This window comes from Staphylococcus sp. ACRSN (assembly GCF_022346615.1).
Classification (GTDB): Bacteria; Bacillota; Bacilli; order Staphylococcales; family Staphylococcaceae; genus Staphylococcus.
This window is the reverse complement of the sequence record NZ_JAKRNS010000017.1, coordinates 17,313-35,149: the sequence shown is the minus strand read 5'-3', so window position 1 is coordinate 35,149 and position 17,837 is coordinate 17,313. Positions and strand designations below refer to the sequence as shown.

Here is a 17,837-nt window from a genome sequence, read left to right as displayed (position 1 = left end):
GTATTTAGATATATATTGTCTATGTACTTGCATATGTATTTAGATATATATTGTCTATGTACTTGCATATGTATTTAGATATATATTGTCTATGTACTTGCATATGTATTTAGATATATATACAACACAATATATTTTCTTATACACATAATAACTATATACAAATACTTACACATTATCTATATATTATTTAGTTAATTAATAGCTTATGCAGGAGAAGCAGATATATTTGTAATGGCAGACTGGACAATTAATTTTTAACTAACAAACCTGGTTCCAATAGCGACTTGATAATGTATTGATGGCCGTATCTCTATCATATGTTCTATATGCTCAAATGTATTGATAGATTCCTCATATAGCCCTGGGTTCTGAACCATTAAATCTTTAGTGTGATTATCCATGTCTAATAGACCTCTCATAGCGCTTGAGAAGCCGTCCTTTTTATTCTTAACCATTTTTACCAAGTCAAATAAACGTTCCATATATACGCTTTTAAGCGCTATGAACGTTTCTGCATTTCTACCTTTACCAATTGTTCTTTTAATTATAGTTCCATTGCTTTGAGCTTGTTTTATTACCACATTAAACGTTGATCTAGCCATACCTAATGCTTTTGCTATATTTGTAGTTGAACCTGTTAAAAATACACGCTCTGTATTTGTTTTTTCATATAACATGGCCTGCAAATCTTCTTCTCTTTCGCTATAATGGCTTCTTGTTCTTTGCTCTCTAGGTTTAGCAAACTTATACCAACCATTAATTGATACAAAACTATTATTATATACAACTTCATCATCGCTAAATGCTTCTAATAAGCTTTCTACATGTTCACGACTAGCACCTGAATACTTACCTTCAAACGCACTTTTAACTGTTCTATGTAGTTCTCTAGCGCTTAAAGGATTGCTTAAACGATTATTAAAGCTTTGTAATGCTTCTACTGATTCATTTAAAGTTTTATCTACTGATTTAAAATATAAAGCAAGTGTGAAAGTAACATTATTACGGCCAACACCCATGCCTACAGAAGATATATCAGCCTTATTTAATAGGTAGTCCACCCATTCAGGTGTTAAATTGCTGTTAAATCGTCCTCTCAGCACCTTGAAATTACTTGTTTCTATGTTGTTATCTTTAGCATATTTCATGCTCCATTGTTTTAAAGCTTCAGATGATACATATTCATTTTTAAAGTTCACAACATTGCTATTGTTAGGCATTCTGAAAAAGCCTGTAGATACACAATTTTTATCTATAGGTAAATACTCACTTAAAGCGTGAGCTAAGCTTTTATGTATTTTTTCAGCAGTAATTAACGCTTTTTTACTTTCTCCTTTAGCATAAAAAGGCGTATCAACTACATAATATAAATGCCAACCTCTAGGCGTTTTAACATATAAATTAGGTAACAATTCATGTGTATTGTTCGCAAAACTACATGAAACTAGCTTTTGCACTAACTCGTTATATTCAAGATTAACGTCAATATCTAATACAAATGTATTAATTTGTTTAACGTTGTCTTTAGTACGCTTATTAATAGTATTAGTTTCACTATCCATTTCTAAATAATTATATGGGTTTGGTGTCCAATGTGAGTATTTATCAGCATATTGAATTAAAGATTCTTCAGACGCTATAATATGATCTCCACCATGTACTAAAGATTCTTTACTATTTGATACAGCAACACGTGCAGATTTCCAATCCTTACTTTTAGTTGCTTTTTCAACGTTTATCTCTTGTTGTGTTGCTTTTGTGTTATTGAATTTATATTTATTTAAGCTTCCATGTGCTATAAACGGTATAATTTCATCTAAATTAAACATGAAAAAACCTCCTATTTTACGTAAATTTTTGTTTATTTACTAAATAAGAGGTTATAAGCCATATGTACATATTCAGGTATATATATTTGATATATATTGGCCATATATTAGACATATATATTAAATATATATATCTGAGTATATACTTGATATATTTACTTTACTTCGCTCATGATATATAATGTTTATTGAACATAATATATAAGGATCAAGAAAGCGCCTCTTATTTAGTTTTTAATCTTTAAAGTAACTCTTGTTTACTTATTTAGTTCTTCAACGAACTAATATATAAGAACTAATAAAGTAGCTCTTATTTAGTTTTTAGATAAATCTTTCGTATTTGGTTCTTCAACGAACTAATATATAAGAACTAACAAAGTAACTTTTACTCTTATTTAGTTTTTCATTCAGTAAAGTGACTCTTGTTTAACTCTTATTTATCCTTTAGTTATTATGTTTTAGTTATTCATATTGTCAGTATGAATAATGTTTGTTTAAGTCAATTGTCAGTTGACTTAATGGTTTATTAGCTTGATTGTCAGTCAAGCTCACAACAACGATTTTAAAACAAAACTATAAATCAAAAAGCCTAACTCACCGTAATGGTGGGTTTTTTATTTTGCCTAAACCTAGTTTACAGAAAATTCAACATTTGCGCAATGCTATTTAAATTTTAAAAGAATTAATTACTATTTAAATATTCTCATTAAAAAGAAAAAACCAGGCAACGTTATACGTCGCCTGGTATACAACAATTTCATTCTTTTTAATTAACTATAACTACAAAACGTGTTATAATTATAGTTAATTAAAAGGAGTTAGAAATCGTTCTATGCGTTAGCTGTGATAACGTTTTAGATCGTAGTTCAAATAAGTGTTGGTAGCAATTATTTGAACGTTCTAGCTTCTTTTTTTTATTTAATAACCTTATTATAACGCTATTTACTAGCGCTTACAACAATTTATATGTTCTTATAATAAAAAGGTGGATATATCAATTATCCACCTTTTTATTATAGTTTACCTTTACTTTCAATATTATCTAATCCATTTCTAAGAATTAAATTAACTAATTTTGTTTTTGTACCTCTAGGCTTCCCTTCACAAAAAGCATCTAATCGTTGGACTATATCATTATCAATATTAAAGCCTGTAAATTTATGGCCAACTTCTACATCATTTAAAAGGTTCCCTAATTCACCTTTATATTCCGTTTTCTTTTTGCTATTATCAGTAGCTTTTTCAGTCTCTTGCTTTTGATCATCTTCACTGTTACTTTCTTCTACATCTTCAGAAACAGTAGTATTTGCTACTTCTTGCTCTTGATTATTTGATTCTATAGCAATACTACTTTCATTTTTAGATTCTTCTGTTGTTTCCTCAGTGCTATTTTCATAGGTATTACTAGATTTTGCTGTATCTTCAAAGCTCATAGGCTTATTGTTGTTTTTATTGAAATAGTCTTTATTCTCACGACCCATTGCCAAAACCTCCATTTATTAATTCATTTATCGCAATAATTGTAGCATAAATCCGACATATACTCAATATATATATACTATATATATATTCTATATAGTTAAAATATATACTCTATATATACAATTACATATGTCATTACATATACTCAATATATATAGAGCCTATACTTTACTTGCTATATTTATCTATAATCTGTTTAGCCACACTATGATAAGCCATTACAGCAGTATTTTGCTTGTATTCTTTCACCATGACAGCAGGTTTTTGATATTGATAAACTGATTCACCAATTTTAATTGTTTGAGGGATTTTTTCATCGAATACATCTATTTTTCTAGCTTGTAAGAATCTATATAATGATTGAACATTTGTTTTATGTGCTGTTGTTCTACCATTAAATAGTGTTACTAATACACCTTCAATTTTTAAATTTGGATTTGATTCTTTCATTCTACTAACTCGATCAAGGAACATTTGAATTGATCTCATTGAATATACTTCAGGTTGATAAGGAATTAATAAACTATCAACATAATTAAGTACATTCATTTGTACTATATCTAAAGCAGGGGGTGTATCTATAAATATATAAGCAAATTGATCTTCAATTTCTTTTAATTTATCTCTTAACAAAGTCAAAATTTCGGGATTACTGCCATATTTAGTAATGATATCCATAGTAAAATAATTCATATCATCATTTGATGGTAGTAAGTATAATTCTAGTTCTTCATCTATTTTATATATAATATCATCAACTGAAGCCTCGCCCATTAAGACATCATATATTGTGTCTTTAAAATCATCAGGTACAAAACCAAAACTTAACGCACAATTACCTTGACCATCTGTATCAACAATACCTACTTTTTCATTTTCTTTACCTGCTTCTTTCAATTGCATAGCAACTGATGTTGCAATGTTAACCGTACAGCTTGTTTTTAGTACGCCACCTTTGTTAGTAGCAAATGCGATCTTTTGAGCCATAATAATTTAACCTCCATTTTTATTTTGTACCTATGTTTGATATAATAAAGGCACAAACAATCTATTTTTTAATTCATTTATTAGCTAGGCCTTTCGGCCTGGCTTTTTTATTTATCTTCTATAATTAAATAATAACACCTAACAACCAATATGTAAAGTGTTAACAACCAATTTGTTTATAAATCTCTTTTTAATCTCTCCATTAAATCAAAAAATTTAATATCATAGTATTTACAAAGCATTATTATATTTTCTAGCTTAACAGCTTCTGCTCGCCCATTTTCAAAAGATGATAACCAACTTCTATGAAAACCTAATTCATTCGATACTTTCGTTTGATTATAGCCTAGTTCTTTTCTGCGATTCTTTAACAAGTCTGCTATATCAAGCTCTAAACAATCTATTTCTTTTTTCCATTTATTTGTTGTCATTGCAGTTCTCCTTTATATGCCTTATGTTTAATCATTATACATATTATGAAATAGCTTTTGAAATATTAAAGGTACTCTTTGGAAACTCAATTTAGTTTAATTAAATAATATATTGACTATGTATTTGTATATACATTTATATAGACAATATATATACATATATATATATGTATATATTAAAGTACAATAAAAAGGCGCATGAGTTTTTACTCATGCACCTTTTTTACTTACTTTTATCTTTGCTAACTACTCTATATACTGTACTTCTGCCAACACCTAACTTTTTACTTATCTTATCTGCTGATTCTCTTTTTTCGTTATATAAATATTTAATATGTTCTTTTTTATCTTCAGGTATTGAAGGTCGTCCACCCTTCCGACCTCTTGCTCTAGCTGATTCTAAACCTTCTCTAGTAATTTCTCTTATTATATCCACTTGTAACTCAGCTAAAGCGCCCATAATCGTGTAAAACATCTTCCCCATTGGCGTACCTGTTTTGACCCCTAACTCAATGATTTCTAACGCTATACCTCTTTCTTCAAGTTCTTGATTTAATTCTATTAATTGTTTTGCTGTTCTGCCCAACCTGTTCAATTCATAAATAACTAATGAATCACCTTCACGTAAGTAATCTAAACATTTATCTAGTTCTTTTCTGCTTTGCTTTCTGCCACTCATTTTTTCTTTGAATATCTTTTCACAACCATATTCTTTTAACCTATCAACTTGCCTATCTAGGCTCTGATCTCTTGTTGAAACCCTAGCATATCCAACTTTGGCCATTAATTCTCACCCCTTATAACTCCTTGTTAATTTGTTTTTTTATTTCCGTTTTACTATATGGATCATCTATCTTTTTATTATTAATATAAACAGTAGGCACTTGTTTAACTTTATATAAATCTAATAACTTTTCATCTTTACGTGCTAACTTCCATGATTCGCTATTTCTATCTTTGTATTCATCAATGATTTTATTTTTAGTTTCATTTGGCAATGACAATTTGTTTATTTCTTCATATATAACTTTATTTGTTATCCAATCACCCTCATGATTTGGTTGTCTATCAAACATATTTTTATGAAACTTCCAATATTTAGAAGGTTTATATTTAAATATTGCATGACCTATAACACTAGCATGTTTTGAATCTTTTCCTAGTAGTTGAGCATTTACAAAATAATAATTAACCTTCTTCTTTTTTATATAGTCTCTTTCAATCATAGGATAAACTCCCTGTTCATACATTTTACAATACGGGCATTTGTAATCTCCAAATACAACTACTGTAGGTTTATCATCATCAACTTTTACAGATGGTACATGACTTAAAAGCTCGTTGCGTTGTTGATGGTCTTTAAATTTTATATATGCACCAGTAACGATAACAGCAATTAACGTGAATAATAAAACTAGAAATCCAACTGTAAACCACACACTTATTTTCTTGTTCATTTTCGACCCTACCTATCTTAATTTAATTTTCAATGCAAATGAGAAGCTCTCACAGAATCCCAAAACTCATATATTTTGTTATTTTTGATATATAGATTTATATAGGGGTTTTGGGACAAGGTTGTAAAAATAAAATAGAAGTCTTAACCCCTCTATTTTCAACACCATAACTAATAATATTGTTTATCAAACATTTAAAAATAATGTCACGTCCCAAAAACCATCGTTTTATAGACATGCTTTTTATTATAAAAACAAATGTATAAAAGTACCTCCACATAATAAGAATATGCTAGAACTTAATAGAATTGATTTTAACCTCACATCATTTATACAAATTTGCATTTGATTTCTAAAATCTGAGCTTTTAATTTTCTTTAAAAAATCTTTTGTATTGGTAGAATCATTTTTTAATAAGCATTTTAATTCTTTTAAACCCTCTTTGCTTACAAATCTGATATGTTTCGATAGAGATACACCTTTAAATTCTTCAGTTTGATATACAGTATTTTCAGGGTTGCTCACGATAATATAGCATTTATCTTTCTTTCGTCCTAACATAACATTTAATTCATGCACTTCATCAAAAATTCTATGGCTTTCATATATCTTATAGCCCATTTTACTAAAAAAGTGTATATGATCAGGTTTACTTAAATGTAGATTGCCTAATTCCAATATATCAGTTTTCACTGTTAACGTATTATACATGTTTATCACCTTTCCTAGTTACTCATTATATAATTATAGCAACTACCCTTATTAACGATAAAACTATCCAAATAACAATCATCACTGTTTGAATAATATATAATTTATCAGAAAATTTATTATAATATACTCTTACTGTGAGTAGTTTTTTGTTCTCTTTTAATTTACTCATTGGGAATAATATATTCTTAATAACTCTTTTAGTCTTTATTCTGCTGACAGTTATATATACTAACGTAACGCCCACTAACAAGCTTATAATTAGTAATAAATACTCACTATATTTAAACTGATCAACAAATAACATAATCAACATTAAAACTGAAATTATATTTAATAAGTGCTCCAAGCCTCTTATATGTTTCTTTTTTTCATCAAGTACGTTTACAATCCCTTTTGATAAGTTCTTATAATTTCTATAATCTGATTGTTCTAATTCAACATCTAATTTATATTTCTTTTTCATTCTATAGTCTTTTCCATTTCTATTTTATCTAAAATCACTTTCTCAAATACTTCTATTTGTTTTTCATCTGTTAATTGATAACTATTTAAATCAAACTTAAGCATACCGTTTTTGTCTAAATACGTTATATTACCTTTCGGGTCTATATTTAAAATTTTAGGATATGACATACTATCCTTAATAAGATGCTTTGTCATTAAAACTGACCTCCTAAATATATAAATGTTATAATACCAAATGTCATCAACTAACCTAACTGTTGAACTCTGACAAGTTAGGGGGTGTATACAACATGTTAGTAATAACTTTATTAATCTCAACCTTAATATCTCCAATTATTGTTGGAGTAGTGCTTGCTACTTATGAATATTGGTTAAATAATCGCAAGCGTTGATGACAGAAATTACCAAACACCATAAAAACGCCATCTACTACGGACATAGTAGATGGCGTTTGGTGTATTACATGTTAGTAATAAACTTTTAAATCTCAACTTACTTATATTATAATACCATCTACTATATTTGTAAAATAAGGGTTACTTTTATATATATTAATTGCTAAAAAGCAAATGCAGATACAAGAATGCCTAAAATACCAAATAAAACAGCAACACCTAACAACCCTAAAATTAAATACACAATAACTTTTGCTACTTTCCCAGCATTTCTTATATTTATTAAATCTGTTTTATCATTTAATATAAAAAGCGCAAATGCTAAAATGACAAAACCTAAATCAACAATTAATATAAATTGAGCAACTGAAAATAAAAAATCCGTTATGCTACTGAAGAAATTCTTCATTATTAAACCTTCCTTTTCATATCCTAATAAAGTTAATAATTCTGGACAAAATTAATCACAAACCATATGCAATAATACAATTCTTAAACTTTCCGTTAAAGCCCTACATATATTGATTTCACTAAATCAATATGGTTCATCATATAAACTAATAAACCAATAACCATATTGGCCGTAATAATGTATGTGATAAATTTTCTTGTAACTTCTTTAGATTTACTGCTTTTCACTATAAATAAAGTTATTACAGATGCTATTAATATTAGAATACTAATTATTAATATATTTAAGTAATTAGTAGACAGCCATTCAAAGGTTTCCGTTGCAATAGGTTTAACTGTAGGATATATAGTATTCATTTTTTCACTCCCTTAATTATAAGATTTTTTATTTCTCTACGTTCAAATAAATGGTTTTATTTTTCCCTCTATATCTTCAATTTTTGAAAATATTATCACCATATCAGATTTTTTATAACCTTTATCATTCAGCTTTTTATATGCTTCTTCAATTCCTCTGTTTAAATCATCTATATAACGCTTTGGTAGTGATTCTTCGCCAAACAATTCACTAAAATTTTCTAAATCATACACTAGATATGCTATTGCTTCTAAAGCATCTAATCGTATTTTTTCATTAAGTCTTAAAGCTTCTCTATTCATTATCACTATATCTTTCCATATTTCTATAGATAACTTCTCAATTTCATTAAAATTATATTTGTACGCTGTCATTTAAGACCCTCCATATCAATTATAAGATTCTTCTATTTCTCTACGTCTTTTCATATCTTTATCATAGTTAATAATCTGATCTATTAAAAAATAACCATTTTCACATATAACTATAGCCTCACGTTCTGCAAATAGTCCTAAACTTGTGTAACTATTCTTTATTTCGCTCATTGGGCATAGATTATCGTAAAACAATACATTTTCAATCGGAACTTTTACTGAAACTTGTAACTCTTTTTTGTGATATTTGGAATCTGTAGAAAATGAATTTAATATATTACTATCAATCTTTAAATTGCCACACTCAAATAAATCAATTTCATGTCTATTTAAACTTCTATATAGTGTTATAAAATCATTGTTATTTTGATTCGTTTTTAAATAATCTTGTGTTTCTTTATAGGCTCTTATTATGTCTACCTTCATTTTACTTTTTACCTGATCATATTCAATTTTATTTTTAATAGTATCTACTATTTCACTTCTATAATTAAAATCTACTTTAAAATGTAATTTAAATATTTCACATATCATTTCTGTTATTAAAAATTTGGCCTCTTGTTGATCGCTATTTGAAAATATCCAATTTCCGATACTTTCAAATAGCTGTTTTGCGCTCTCACTTACTTCTATGTCACTGAATATCAAATAATTTAAATATTGATCTTTTAAATATATTTTTCGATTCAATACCTACACCTCATATATTTAACCAAAACTTGATTCAATATTGTTTCTTTTCAATACCTCATTAAGAAGGTTAAAGTCATAACTCTTAATATCATTATTCTTTGACAGCTCTTGTTCTATGTCTTTCAAAGTCTTTTCATGAATTATTTTATATAAACATGTATTTACGGCCTTAATTTTGCCGTCTTTTGGTGTCTCAAAGTAATTTGTATTAACTTCAGAATGTATTTCTGCTAAAACCCCATAAATAGGTTTATCCCAGTAAGCAATAAATAAATTAATAGCATCACTTAATTGATTTGCCACATCGTCCCATTGCCTAATAGCTCTGTTTCCATTATTACCCTCAGCTTGATTATTTCGATATATTGGTTCAGTTTTTAAAGGATTAAATAACGGTAATTCTTCTTGATTTGTTAGCCTCAGTAAATCCTTTGCTATATGGTAACCACAAATAAACGTTTTTTGCTCGTCTATGCCTTTTCTGTTGTATAAGAAGCAATAATAACGATCAGTTAATTCTGTGCCACCTGCACTTTCTTTTGTTTGTCCCTTTAAAAGTTTTTGATATGATATTGGTTTTAAGTCATGTTTAGCTGTAAATTCTTGTCTTGTTTTTTCACCTCTTAAATAAACCACGTGGTCACTCCTCACTGAAAATTAATGATGTAACTAGCAAATGGAACTCCTACACATACATAACAACTCATTACTACCATAAGCCACTCTATTTTAAATGATCTCCAGGAAACCCTAACACTTTCTAATTTCCTAAATTCACTTTCATTCATATTCTTAAGTGTTTTTATCGATACATTATTATGATCAGCTGTAAAAATTACCTCTAATAGTATTTTAGTTTTTTGTAATGTGTATATTATATAAACATTAACAAAAGCAGATAAAATAAATGTAAGAATTACTATAATGAATGTATCTATGTTTAAAATTAAATTTAAACTTAATTCTAGTATTAGTAACAACATGCATAGAAGTGGTAAGGCAAAGGCTTTTGCTTTATCTTTTTGCACCCTGTTTGTGTAACGAATGTTTTCATCAGTAAGTTGATTAGAATCTAATATTTTTTTCATTTAAAAACCCTTCCGTTCTTGATATACAGCGTTTTAACCGTCTAATTTAAGCACCTTGCTTATAAGTAATAGTCGATTAAATATCTTGATATTTTACGATTTTAAACTTTTCGCCTTTATCATTGTACTTTAATTGATAACTAGAGTTAATTGTATTTCCTCTATTATTCTTTTTACTTAATTCTATATGAATATTAGAACCCTCAACCTTTGTTTTTAAATATTTTGGCTTATTATATTTAAGTTTTTGCTTACCTTCAGTCATGCCTTTAATATGTTTTGCAACTTCAGTATCTTTTTCAAAGTATTTAGATACATATTTATAATTATGATGTTTATAGGCTTTGTTTAAGTCCTCAGTATATTCAGTCATGAATGATTGAGCTTCTTCTTTTTTCTTCTCTATTTGCTTTTTGTGTTTCTCAATTTCATTTTTATCAAATTCAAGCTTTATTATTTGTGGTTTGGTTGTATCTTTATCTTTCACAATCGTTTTATTGGTTTTAAATGTTTTATCGTCTGATTTCCCCTTAATATATACATTTAATGGACTATTAGTTGGATATTTTCCATATCTCATACTATCTTTATAATCTACTTCTTTATTATTAATGTATAATTTGAATGAATTTTCATCTAAAGTATCAGTATTTTTTAAATCTACTTCAAACCATGCTTGATTAAAATGATCTTTGGCCATGACTTTACCGTCTTTGGTTCTATTATCAGTGTTTATAAAAAAGTTCCCATTAGTCGTACCATCTTTCACATCATTTTTAAATATTTTTTTAGCATCAACATTATACTTACCTGCTATAAAGCGCCCAATTTTAGTAACCTTATTTGCTTCAGATAAGGTAGTAAATTTATCATTGTGACCATTTTTATATTGATATGTTGCCTCTGTGTTACTACCTTTGATATACACATCAAAAAATTTTGGTTCAAATTTCAATTCATCAAATATTAAAAAGGATTTACCATTTTGCCTAACTTCAATTATTGTTTTTCCTGTTTTATCAGTGATATGGCCTTTATCAACATCTTCTTTTTGTTTGATATTATGCTTAATTTTCTCTATTTCTTTATTAAACCTAGTTTTATTTGCAGGCTCTTTTAAATAATTAGTTAGGTTTTTGGCATCGTTTTTTGTTACTTCAATATCATTATTCGATAATTGATTTGAAATTTTTCCATATTCGTTATTATTAATGGCCTGTTGAAAGTTTTCTAACTGTCCCGTAGCGCTTCTATGAGAATATAATATATATACTCCAACGCCTATTATTAGTATTACTATGATTAATAATAGAATCCAAAAAGCCTTGAATTTATTAAATTGCTTCTTATTATCTTTCTCACTTCTTTTCAAATTGCTATTTTCCACTATTAAAACACACCTATTACGCTTTATTTATACGAACACATGTTCTATAATTTAGTTGAGGTGATCCTATTGAAAAAAGTAATAAACCCCCATATGCCTGAACCATATAAATACGAAACAGATTATAGAAACATACCTAGAGAATATTTAAACCCTAGAATACCTGACGGCCGTAAAATGGAAAAATGGCTTCCTATGGCCACAATTCCATTACAGCATGAAATGCTAAATGAATATATATCTGACCAAAATAAAATTGAAAAACCTATCTTAAGTGACGATCAAATTAATGAAATTAATCAAAAATTACTTTATAAAATGTTTCATAATCCTGAAATCACATTAAAATTTTATAATGATGGCTATATAGATGAAATTAACGGCATCATACATAAGGTTGACCCTTTAAAATCAGCTTTATATGTTTATGAAAGTGATCAATTAAGGATCATAGAGTTAACAAATATTTACTATATAGAGTAAAAAATTTTAAAATTATAAGCCCCCTAAATCTTATATTCTATTTATAGGGGGCTTGTAAAATTTATATTCTATATAATTAGAAATCACCTCTGAAACAGTGGGTAAATTCCATAAAAGAAAAGGCCAGGAATTAAAAAAGCACTTATAACTCCAAATAATGAAATTGGAAAATATATTAATAAATAAAATTTCGCTTTTCCTTTTTGGGTTTCACATTCTTTTGCTCCTCCAGCCAATACCCACATCAGACCGAACACGCCTACTAATAACATCATTTGCAATATCGGGACTATAGCATCAGGGTTTATGTTCACAAACCAATCCATATCTTTAACCCCTTTTCAAATTTACTATTATTCATCTTTAGCAAAAGTAATATTAATCTTCTTGAGTTCTGAATATCTATCTTTAGTTATAAACACTTTTATACCCTGTGTATTTATAAATTCTATAATTTGCTTTTTAACTAAAAGATCATCTTCTTGTATTGTTTTAAGAGGTGTGTTCTTATTTTCTTTATGAAACATTCTTCTCATGCCCTCACCAGTAGGTATTGAAAATTCTATACCTTCAGATTCTTCATCTTCTACAAATTTAAAATTTTCATTATTTACAACTGATGTTACCCCTGAATTAAAAATCAATTCATCTTTATTATTGCTAGTCTGTGCGATATTATTTATTTCATCTATATTAAATATAGATACAAGTTCTGGTTCAAAATTGGATATATGCACATTATACGCATTAGCTAATTTATTTTTTCCACTAGAATCCAAATATTTATATCCTATAATACCTAATATCACTACTATTATTGTCCACATGCTTATTCTCCACCTTTATTATCTTTATTTTTCTTAACCCTATAATATACATAAAATACAACTGTAACAAATACCCCACCAATCATAATATTAGCTATATATTCTATTAATCCTACAGTGAATAAATGAAATAGTGTTTCATAATCTTTTTGTAGCATTTGTGTACTTATACTAAAGGCTAAAGCTAACATAGCAATTACATAAACAATACTAACCCTAGCTTTCAAGCTGAGCCCCTTATATGCACTTCTAATTTCTCTGTCTACTTCTCTTATAGAATCCATTTAATGCCCCCTAAATTTTAATTTTTACACTTGTAGATAACAAAACAATCAAAATTGCGACCTTAACCAAAAATATTTAGTATAGCTTTTATTTTCATAATAAAATAATGGCTTTGGAATACGTTCATAGAAATGATTACGCATACTTTTATTAACATTTTGCTTTGTCATTCCCAATATTTCAGCAACTTCATTAGCATCAATAATTTTTTGAGCTTCTGAAACTTCTTGAACTATTTTATCAATATCTATATTTGTATCTTTAATGCGTCCATAATTTATATGGCCGTTTTTTTCAATTACATACATATCTTTATTGATCGCAAGTTCGTAATCTTCTTTTAATTTAAAATACAAAGTTTCTGTATCACTTAAAATCTTATTTACCTCTGCTAACATAACACTTCACTACCTTTTCATAATTAGATAGTAAGCCCACTTGGGGGCTTACTTTTATAAACATTGTTTAATGTATTTTGGCATTTTAGTTGTTACCTGTAACAACCGATTACTTTTATAATCTTCTACCTTATATACACCATTTATTCTAAATATTGTGTGTCTACCATCTGTAATTTTGATGAAATTAACTCCTTCATCAAATGCTTTTTTTACGTTCACCTTTTTTAGCTCTTGTTTTGTTACAAACATTGTTAACAGCTCCTTTTGTTATGTTATCTACAATTATTATATTAACACACAAGTTTACCTTTGACAACCATAAAGTTTATCTTTAGAAACTTTAGTTCAAAAAAAGTTGCACTTACTATTTAAGTGCAACTAAATTTATCATATTTACAGTGTTGGGAATATCTAAGTCTTTAGGTGTCGTCCAATATTGAATCCATAATATCAACATACCTATAAAGGCGATTATTATAATTATTTTTGCTCCTAAAAATAATTTTGAAAATAACGGGTCACTATCTAATGCCTTTGAGTTCAAACCGTTTTTATCCATTAACCATTTAGTTACAAGTTCAGCAACTACAATAGCCAAACAAATAATAAATATCAATGTAACAACAATAGCAAAAAACTTTATCACGCTCTCACTTCCTTATCGTAAATTAAAGGTTTATTTAATTTAGCCATTTCATAAAATAGCGTATATACATCATTATTAGCCACTTCCGAATATGAAAAATCTTTCAAATCAACTTCAACAATAAAAGGTATTTGTTTAATAGGTGAATAATACAATATAAATCTGTATTGATTATATTCAAGGCCTAACAAAGAAGTAAATTCTAATGCTATATTTCTATTCATTTCTGTAATAATAGTTGTCGATTTATGCCTTAAATCGTCATATATATGAATTGTTTTGTTTGTTTCATCTACAAATACATTACAAATAGTTTTACTAGATTTGGTTAAATGACTGTCAATTTCCATGATATACATATTGCTATGTCCCTTTAACATCGTTACCGACAAAATGCTATTATGCTTACTTTGAAGCATGTTTAGCCCCCTTTTATTTGAATAAGTTTTGCAAGAAACTAACAAAACGATTAATTAAATCTGAAAGTGAATCCATTATATTTTTCAATATATCCAATATCTTTTGTCCCAATGATTTACTTTCATCTGAGTTTACAAACTCTTTAGCCTTGTCTAATTTGTCCCCTGCGCTTTTTTGTATACTTTTTGATAAGTCTTTAGCCTGACTTTCAAATCCTTCAGGATTTGCATTTAATGAATTAGAATTTGCTACATTCATCATATTTTCTGTAATAACATTTTTTTGGTTATCGTTTAAAATTTCACTCAAACCTTTATCTTTCAATACTTCATTAACAGTATCTTTAACCTGTTCATCAGTCAATTGCTCATCTTGTTTACTTCTGATTTCTGCAAGTTGCTGTTTGATATCTGCAATTGATGCGTTTAATGCTTCATCAGAATAGCCTTCTTGATTTTGGTTTTTGCTCTCTTTAGAAATTTGAGATATGTCTTGTATCTCCTTATTGGCATTTTCCATATCCTGTTGGTTTAATGAATCGCCTTTAATAGAATATACTTTAAAAATACCTGCTAAAGCACCTTCGCCCGTCACTGGGTCTATTGATGCAATACTAATATTTGAATTTTCGATACCTGCCGTTATGGCTACGTTTCTATATTGATCTGTTGTTACTTCAGTAATATTTTCAGGTGTTTTTATATCTACATCTACACCCTTACCAAATTTTTTGCTTTCTATTGTTGCACTAGAATGTATATAGCTTAAATTTCCTGTATTAGGTACATACTTTTGAACATCATTTACATTAACAAAAAACCTCTCATATTTATCGCTAACATCTAATTTCTGTTTAGTTTCCTCTAGGCTTTCCCCCTCTAAGTCTTTACCTTGTATAAATATAGGTTTATTCCAATCTTCATTGGTTGCTTTATCTTCTGCACTAGCAAACGTTACAGTTGAGGCACTAACACCTAAAGCTAACAAAGTAGAAATTAATATTTTGTTTTTCATAGTCGTTACTCCTTTAAACTAATAAGTTTTGAAATCTATCTTTAACTATATAAACTTTCAAATTACTTAAATAAAACTTTCGCATTTCTTTTTCACTAATGCCCTTCGGGTATATTGGGAATTTGAAAAATTTTTTATATTGTAATTTCACTTGTGCCTCAGGGATAAATATTCTCTCTGTATGGCCTGGGTCTATAAATGTTAATTGACCTGGTTTAAGCTCAATTTTCCCAAATTCATATACTAATACAAAGTTATTACGATTGTTTTTTAATATGTGATTTATGTTATCTATTCTTACAGCTTTTTTTGAATCTTCCCTCATATTTTTCACTTTTTGTAGTATTTGCTTTTTCCTAAGCATACTAAAGTAAAAAATTAATATAAGAATTACAACAACAACACTAAAAAAGATTGTCATACTATCATGCCTTTCACTATATTAATTTTTAATCAATTATATCATTCTTCTGTTCATGCTCTTTATCGTTATAAATAATAGGCTCATTATCTATAATTTCTATGTCATTATCAGGTTTAAAACCTTTAGCATCTAAATATATATTATAGCCTTTTTCTTGTTCTTCTTCTTTAAATTTTCTAAATTTTTGATAGTTAATTATGCCGTTTTCATCTGCCATATCCATTTTTTGTAGTTGATTTACAGTTATTTTTTTATTTTTAAAGAATCTCATTGTTATACGCTCCTTTTTATTTAAAGGGGGTCGGGGGGCGAGGTCAATTTAAAAATTTTTCGGTGTAGGTCGACAAGTGATTTTCTTGTCGGTCGGAACTGAAAAAATTTTTTAAATTGGGCGAGCCCCCCGACCCCGTTTTTTCGGGGTCTAGGCTCACATGCCAATTATAAAAATAAGTTTGCTACGTCCTCCATGGTTGCATTATCAAGATAATCATTATCTTCAAGGCTTATTACATCGTTCTTTGTAATAATTAAGCTATCTAATACTTCAATTTGTAATAACTGACCTACTAATTTCAATCTTAAGCTTGTTTTAATATCTGCATCACTAGGTTTTAAGCTCCCACTAGGGTGATTGTGCGCAAATATAACAGATGAACAGTTATTCATTATTGCAACTTGAAATGCTTCCCTAGGGTGTACCATTGTAGCCGTCAATGTGCCTGTGTGTATCTTATAGGCTACATTAACCTCTAATTGAGTATTGAAACCCAACATAACAAAATGCTCTTTGCAACTTTCATCAATCCCTAATAAATCATTGATTATTTCGGCTACTGCTTGTGGTCGTTGTGCTTTTTTACGTGGCTTTGACGTTATTTCAAATTCTTGTTTAACGTCTAACACCTTGTAAATATAGTTTTCATTATTCATATTGGTAAAACTCCCTTTTTTAGTGTTGTCGTGCCTTATTACGACTATACGGCTTTGTTACCTCCTTTCGTTAATACTAATATATCAAATAACAACCAATATGTAAAGTGTTTATATACATTTTGGTTGTTGTTTTTATAAATTTCCCCGTTCGACTAATTATTTAGTAAGAAAGCTAAAATCATGTAAAAAATTGTGTATGCCTGGCGTAAGCTAGGTAACGCTATTTTTTGCGTGATTTTTAGTTGACGTCTAAATAATTAGTCGAACGGGGAAATTTAATTAATCGTTACTATTATATTCTTTAAAATATTGGCTTGAAGCGGTTATGCT

General features: G+C 28.1%; 29 protein-coding genes. 2 read left to right on the top strand and 27 right to left on the bottom strand.

Annotated elements, in window-relative coordinates; all coding sequences use genetic code 11:
- Positions 1–257: 257 nt before the first annotated feature.
- The 9 genes from MHZ36_RS13355 to MHZ36_RS13315 form a co-directional block, all read right to left on the bottom strand.
- Positions 258–1,832: a primase C-terminal domain-containing protein gene (locus MHZ36_RS13355; protein ID WP_239232197.1), complete on the bottom strand. Its 1,575-nt coding sequence runs from the start codon at positions 1,830–1,832 to the stop codon at positions 258–260.
- Between the two features lie 1,013 nt (positions 1,833–2,845).
- Positions 2,846–3,313: a hypothetical protein gene (locus tag MHZ36_RS13350; protein ID WP_239232196.1), complete on the bottom strand. Its 468-nt coding sequence runs from the start codon at positions 3,311–3,313 to the stop codon at positions 2,846–2,848.
- Positions 3,314–3,482: 169 nt separating this feature from the next.
- Entirely contained in the window at positions 3,483–4,301 is an 819-nt protein-coding gene (locus tag MHZ36_RS13345; protein ID WP_204171407.1) for a ParA family protein, read from the bottom strand.
- A 176-nt stretch (positions 4,302–4,477) separates the two neighbouring features.
- Positions 4,478–4,732, bottom strand: coding sequence for a helix-turn-helix domain-containing protein (locus MHZ36_RS13340; RefSeq protein ID WP_204171408.1), 255 nt, complete (start codon positions 4,730–4,732; stop codon positions 4,478–4,480).
- Positions 4,733–4,955: 223 nt separating this feature from the next.
- Positions 4,956–5,516 carry a recombinase family protein gene (locus MHZ36_RS13335; protein ID WP_204171409.1) on the bottom strand — a complete coding sequence of 187 codons (561 nt, stop codon included), beginning with the start codon at positions 5,514–5,516 and terminating at the stop codon, positions 4,956–4,958.
- Between the two features lie 13 nt (positions 5,517–5,529).
- Positions 5,530–6,189 (bottom strand): DsbA family protein, encoded by a 660-nt coding sequence (locus MHZ36_RS13330; RefSeq protein ID WP_239232195.1) that lies wholly within the window; start codon positions 6,187–6,189, stop codon positions 5,530–5,532.
- A 246-nt stretch (positions 6,190–6,435) separates the two neighbouring features.
- Positions 6,436–6,900 carry a hypothetical protein gene (locus MHZ36_RS13325; protein ID WP_239232194.1) on the bottom strand — a complete coding sequence of 155 codons (465 nt, stop codon included), beginning with the start codon at positions 6,898–6,900 and terminating at the stop codon, positions 6,436–6,438.
- Positions 6,901–6,925: 25 nt separating this feature from the next.
- Positions 6,926–7,366 carry a hypothetical protein gene (locus tag MHZ36_RS13320; protein ID WP_239232193.1) on the bottom strand — a complete coding sequence of 147 codons (441 nt, stop codon included), beginning with the start codon at positions 7,364–7,366 and terminating at the stop codon, positions 6,926–6,928.
- Positions 7,363–7,563, bottom strand: coding sequence for a hypothetical protein (locus MHZ36_RS13315; RefSeq protein ID WP_239232192.1), 201 nt, complete (start codon positions 7,561–7,563; stop codon positions 7,363–7,365). The genes MHZ36_RS13320 and MHZ36_RS13315 overlap by 4 nt, the downstream gene beginning before the upstream one ends.
- 95 nt (positions 7,564–7,658) lie before the next feature.
- Here MHZ36_RS13315 and MHZ36_RS13310 point away from each other — a divergent pair, with 95 nt between their 5' ends.
- Positions 7,659–7,760 (top strand): type I toxin-antitoxin system Fst family toxin, encoded by a 102-nt coding sequence (locus tag MHZ36_RS13310; protein WP_180535479.1) that lies wholly within the window; start codon positions 7,659–7,661, stop codon positions 7,758–7,760.
- 166 nt (positions 7,761–7,926) lie between these two features.
- On the opposite strand, the gene MHZ36_RS13305 is transcribed toward MHZ36_RS13310, so the two are convergent.
- The 7 genes from MHZ36_RS13305 to MHZ36_RS13275 form a co-directional block, all read right to left on the bottom strand.
- A complete protein-coding gene (locus tag MHZ36_RS13305) occupies positions 7,927–8,172 on the bottom strand; it encodes a hypothetical protein (protein ID WP_239232191.1) in 246 nt (81 codons plus the stop codon).
- 95 nt (positions 8,173–8,267) lie between these two features.
- Positions 8,268–8,531: a hypothetical protein gene (locus tag MHZ36_RS13300; RefSeq protein ID WP_239232190.1), complete on the bottom strand. Its 264-nt coding sequence runs from the start codon at positions 8,529–8,531 to the stop codon at positions 8,268–8,270.
- Positions 8,532–8,573: 42 nt separating this feature from the next.
- Positions 8,574–8,906: a hypothetical protein gene (locus MHZ36_RS13295; RefSeq protein WP_210128968.1), complete on the bottom strand. Its 333-nt coding sequence runs from the start codon at positions 8,904–8,906 to the stop codon at positions 8,574–8,576.
- Positions 8,907–8,921: 15 nt separating this feature from the next.
- Complete coding sequence (locus tag MHZ36_RS13290; RefSeq protein WP_239232189.1) at positions 8,922–9,596, bottom strand: hypothetical protein; 675 nt, start codon at positions 9,594–9,596, stop codon at positions 8,922–8,924.
- A gap of 18 nt (positions 9,597–9,614) precedes the next feature.
- On the bottom strand, positions 9,615–10,235 hold the full coding sequence (locus MHZ36_RS13285; RefSeq protein WP_239232188.1) for a hypothetical protein: 621 nt from the start codon (positions 10,233–10,235) through the stop codon (positions 9,615–9,617).
- 11 nt (positions 10,236–10,246) lie between these two features.
- Entirely contained in the window at positions 10,247–10,687 is a 441-nt protein-coding gene (locus MHZ36_RS13280) for a hypothetical protein (RefSeq protein WP_239232187.1), read from the bottom strand.
- Between the two features lie 76 nt (positions 10,688–10,763).
- A complete protein-coding gene (locus tag MHZ36_RS13275; protein WP_239232186.1) occupies positions 10,764–12,074 on the bottom strand; it encodes a TcaA second domain-containing protein in 1,311 nt (436 codons plus the stop codon).
- Between the two features lie 60 nt (positions 12,075–12,134).
- Here MHZ36_RS13275 and MHZ36_RS13270 point away from each other — a divergent pair, with 60 nt between their 5' ends.
- Complete coding sequence (locus MHZ36_RS13270) at positions 12,135–12,557, top strand: YolD-like family protein (protein ID WP_436966630.1); 423 nt, start codon at positions 12,135–12,137, stop codon at positions 12,555–12,557.
- Positions 12,558–12,640: 83 nt separating this feature from the next.
- Here MHZ36_RS13270 and MHZ36_RS13265 read toward each other — a convergent pair whose 3' ends face one another.
- The 11 genes from MHZ36_RS13265 to MHZ36_RS13215 all read right to left on the bottom strand — a co-directional run bounded on the left by MHZ36_RS13265 (position 12,641) and on the right by MHZ36_RS13215 (position 17,504).
- Positions 12,641–12,883: a hypothetical protein gene (locus MHZ36_RS13265; protein ID WP_239232184.1), complete on the bottom strand. Its 243-nt coding sequence runs from the start codon at positions 12,881–12,883 to the stop codon at positions 12,641–12,643.
- Positions 12,884–12,910: 27 nt separating this feature from the next.
- The gene (locus MHZ36_RS13260; protein ID WP_239232183.1) at positions 12,911–13,384 is read right to left on the bottom strand and encodes a hypothetical protein; all 474 of its coding nucleotides are present in this window, start codon (positions 13,382–13,384) and stop codon (positions 12,911–12,913) included.
- Between the two features lie 2 nt (positions 13,385–13,386).
- Complete coding sequence (locus MHZ36_RS13255) at positions 13,387–13,668, bottom strand: hypothetical protein (protein WP_239232182.1); 282 nt, start codon at positions 13,666–13,668, stop codon at positions 13,387–13,389.
- Positions 13,669–13,716: 48 nt separating this feature from the next.
- Entirely contained in the window at positions 13,717–14,067 is a 351-nt protein-coding gene (locus MHZ36_RS13250; RefSeq protein ID WP_239232181.1) for a hypothetical protein, read from the bottom strand.
- A gap of 54 nt (positions 14,068–14,121) precedes the next feature.
- Positions 14,122–14,319, bottom strand: a complete 198-nt coding sequence (locus tag MHZ36_RS13245; RefSeq protein ID WP_180535468.1) for a hypothetical protein — start codon at positions 14,317–14,319, stop codon at positions 14,122–14,124.
- A 115-nt stretch (positions 14,320–14,434) separates the two neighbouring features.
- A complete protein-coding gene (locus MHZ36_RS13240; protein ID WP_210128960.1) occupies positions 14,435–14,716 on the bottom strand; it encodes a hypothetical protein in 282 nt (93 codons plus the stop codon).
- A complete protein-coding gene (locus MHZ36_RS13235; protein WP_210128959.1) occupies positions 14,713–15,135 on the bottom strand; it encodes a hypothetical protein in 423 nt (140 codons plus the stop codon). The genes MHZ36_RS13240 and MHZ36_RS13235 overlap by 4 nt, the downstream gene beginning before the upstream one ends.
- Before the next feature lie 13 nt (positions 15,136–15,148).
- On the bottom strand, positions 15,149–16,150 hold the full coding sequence (locus tag MHZ36_RS13230) for a DUF1002 domain-containing protein (RefSeq protein ID WP_239232180.1): 1,002 nt from the start codon (positions 16,148–16,150) through the stop codon (positions 15,149–15,151).
- A 13-nt stretch (positions 16,151–16,163) separates the two neighbouring features.
- Positions 16,164–16,475, bottom strand: coding sequence for a hypothetical protein (locus tag MHZ36_RS13225; protein ID WP_239232179.1), 312 nt, complete (start codon positions 16,473–16,475; stop codon positions 16,164–16,166).
- 124 nt (positions 16,476–16,599) lie between these two features.
- The gene (locus tag MHZ36_RS13220) at positions 16,600–16,845 is read right to left on the bottom strand and encodes a hypothetical protein (RefSeq protein WP_239232178.1); all 246 of its coding nucleotides are present in this window, start codon (positions 16,843–16,845) and stop codon (positions 16,600–16,602) included.
- A gap of 167 nt (positions 16,846–17,012) precedes the next feature.
- Positions 17,013–17,504 (bottom strand): JAB domain-containing protein, encoded by a 492-nt coding sequence (locus tag MHZ36_RS13215; protein ID WP_239232177.1) that lies wholly within the window; start codon positions 17,502–17,504, stop codon positions 17,013–17,015.
- Positions 17,505–17,837 lie beyond the last annotated feature (333 nt).